This is a genomic window from Neisseria sp. Marseille-Q2251, from assembly GCF_940793045.1.
Classification (GTDB): domain Bacteria; phylum Pseudomonadota; class Gammaproteobacteria; order Burkholderiales; family Neisseriaceae; genus Neisseria.
In genome coordinates this window covers 1-2,772 of the sequence record NZ_CALNWV010000079.1, presented here as the reverse complement: position 1 = coordinate 2,772, position 2,772 = coordinate 1, and the positions used below count along the sequence as shown (strand labels likewise).

The 2,772-nt window shown below is 51.2% G+C and carries 3 protein-coding genes and 1 pseudogene; 2 read left to right on the top strand and 2 right to left on the bottom strand.

The genetic code is table 11. The annotated features are described in order from the left end of the window. On the bottom strand, nt 1-274 hold a 274-nt coding region (locus AAG834_RS13600), incomplete at its 3' end, for a hypothetical protein (RefSeq protein ID WP_342032437.1). Nucleotides 275-471: 197 nt separating this feature from the next. Here AAG834_RS13600 and rffG point away from each other — a divergent pair. Next, nucleotides 472-1,539, top strand: coding sequence for a dTDP-glucose 4,6-dehydratase (gene rffG / locus AAG834_RS13595; RefSeq protein WP_342032436.1), 1,068 nt, complete (start codon nt 472-474; stop codon nt 1,537-1,539). 69 nt (nt 1,540-1,608) lie between these two features. After that, complete coding sequence (rfbA, locus tag AAG834_RS13590) at nt 1,609-2,484, top strand: glucose-1-phosphate thymidylyltransferase RfbA (RefSeq protein ID WP_003761467.1); 876 nt, start codon at nt 1,609-1,611, stop codon at nt 2,482-2,484. Between the two features lie 182 nt (nt 2,485-2,666). On the opposite strand, the pseudogene AAG834_RS13585 reads toward rfbA, so the two are convergent. After that, nucleotides 2,667-2,772: pseudogene (locus AAG834_RS13585) on the bottom strand (IS481 family transposase); the annotation flags it as partial.

Below are 2,772 nucleotides of genomic sequence, written 5' to 3'. Positions count from 1 at the left end.
AAGTAATAATGCCCTGCCATTGTTTCGCCGGAGCGTCGTCCGAACCGGCTGAAAAAGCGGCGGCGACTTCGGACAATACGGCCTCCTGCGGACGGATTTCAAACGCTGCGCGCTGGTTGAGGTAGGAGGACAGCGGCAGGGAGGAATCGGTGGAGGTGGCGGTGATTTCGACGCGGTAGGCGGTGTTGGCGGCTTCGGAGGCGGTGAAGGATTTGACGGAGAGGGAGGGGGAGAATCGGGCGAAGGTGAGATGGTAGGATTGGCGGGCAGTCATGATAACACTAGGATGAATTTATGATGAACGCCTGGAATATACCATAACCATAATGACAAATATATTTATTAAGATGAATGGCATAAATTCCACCTGAACGGCAAGAAAAATACCATGATGTTAAATTCCCTCCATGTATACACGTATATATGTATACAGTTATAATTCAAGGCTGTACTGTATCTTAGACCCATCCCATGAAAAAAATCCTCGTTACCGGCGGTGCGGGCTTTATCGGCTCGGCAGTTGTCCGCCACATCATCCAAAATACCCAAGATTCCGTCATCAATCTCGACAAATTAACTTACGCGGGCAATCTAGAATCACTGACCGACGTAGCCGAAAGTCCCCGTTACGCTTTTGAGCAAGTGGACATTTGCAATCGTGCCGAACTTGACCGCGTGTTTGCACAACACCAGCCCGATGCCGTGATGCACTTGGCAGCAGAAAGCCATGTTGACCGCTCTATCGATTCAGCAGGCGAGTTTATCCAAACCAACATCGTCGGCACGTTCAACCTGCTCGAAGCCGCGCGCGCCTACTGGCAACAGATGTCGTCTGAAAAACGTGAAGCTTTCCGTTTCCACCATATTTCCACCGACGAAGTCTATGGTGATTTGCACGGTACGGACGATTTGTTTACCGAAACTACGCCCTACGCCCCGTCCAGCCCCTATTCCGCTTCCAAGGCTTCCAGCGACCACCTCGTGCGTGCATGGCTGCGCACTTACGGCCTGCCGACCATCGTAACCAACTGTTCAAACAACTACGGTCCGTACCACTTCCCTGAAAAACTCATTCCATTGATGATTCTGAACGCACTCGACGGCAAACCATTGCCCGTGTACGGCGACGGGATGCAAATCCGCGACTGGTTGTTTGTCGAAGACCACGCCCGCGCGCTGTATCAGGTTGTTACCGAAGGCGTCGTCGGCGAAACCTACAATATCGGCGGGCACAATGAAAAAGCCAATATCGAGGTGGTCAAAACCATCTGCGCCCTATTGGAAGAACTCGTTCCTGAAAAACCTGCCGGCGTGGCGCGCTACGAAGACTTGATTACCTTCGTGCAAGACCGCCCCGGCCATGACGTTCGCTACGCCATCGATGCCGCCAAAATCGGCAGGGAACTGGGCTGGAAACCGCAGGAAACGTTCGAATCCGGCATCCGCAAAACAGTGCAATGGTATTTGAACAATAAAACTTGGTGGCAAAATGTATTGAACGGCAGCTACCGTTTGGAACGCTTAGGAACAGAAAAATAAGTTTTCAGACGACCTTCTAAGTCAGGGAGGTCGTCTGAAAATCAAAATACATCACTTCAGGAGAAACTTATGAAAGGCATCATCCTTGCCGGCGGCAGCGGCACACGCCTCTACCCCATCACGCGCGGCGTATCCAAACAGCTTCTGCCCGTGTACGACAAACCCATGATCTACTACCCCCTGTCCGTATTGATGCTGGCAGGAATACGCGAAATCTTGGTTATTACCACCCCCGAAGACAACCCGTCTTTCAGACGACTGCTCGGCGACGGCAGCGATTTCGGCATCTCCATCAGCTACGCCGAGCAGCCCAGCCCCGACGGCTTGGCGCAAGCATTCATCATCGGCGAAGAATTTATCGGCAACGACAACGTCTGCTTGGTCTTGGGCGACAATATTTTCTACGGTCAGTCGTTTACCCAAACTCTGAAACAGGCTGCTTCTAAAAAACACGGTGCCACCGTGTTCGGCTACCAAGTCAAAGACCCCGAACGTTTCGGCGTCGTTGAATTTGACGAAAACTTCAACGCCTTATCCATCGAAGAAAAACCGAAACAGCCCAAATCCGACTGGGCGGTAACAGGCTTATATTTCTACGACAACCGCGTCGTCGAGTTTGCGAAACAAGTCAAACCGTCCGCACGCGGCGAACTCGAAATCAGCACGCTCAACCAAATGTATCTTGACGACGGCTCATTGTCCGTCCAGCTTTTGGGACGCGGCTTTGCATGGTTGGACACCGGTACGCACGAAAGCCTGCACGAAGCCGCTTCATTCGTCCAAACCGTGCAAAACATCCAAGACTTGCAAGTCGCCTGTCTCGAAGAAATCGCCTGGCGCAACGGCTGGCTTTCAGACGAGCGTCTGGAAGAACTCGCCCGCCCGATGGCAAAAAACCAATACGGTCAATATCTGTTACGCCTGCTGGCAGGCATAAACCGGTAAGGTCAAACAGATTGTATAGTGGATTAAATTTAAATCAGGACAAGGCGACGAAGCCGCAGACAGTACAGATAGTACGGCAAGGCGAGGTAACGCCGTACTGGTTTAAAGTTAATCCACTATATTCATCGAATCACGCGTAGTTTTTCTTAATTCGTTCAAGTTGTAGGAAAACGTTGCGTTGTTTACACCACAGATTGAGAAAAATAAGCCTGCAAGACCTCAAACGGCGTATCGCCGTTCAAACTGCGGTGCGGCTTCACAGTGTTATAGAAATTAACAAAGCGGCAC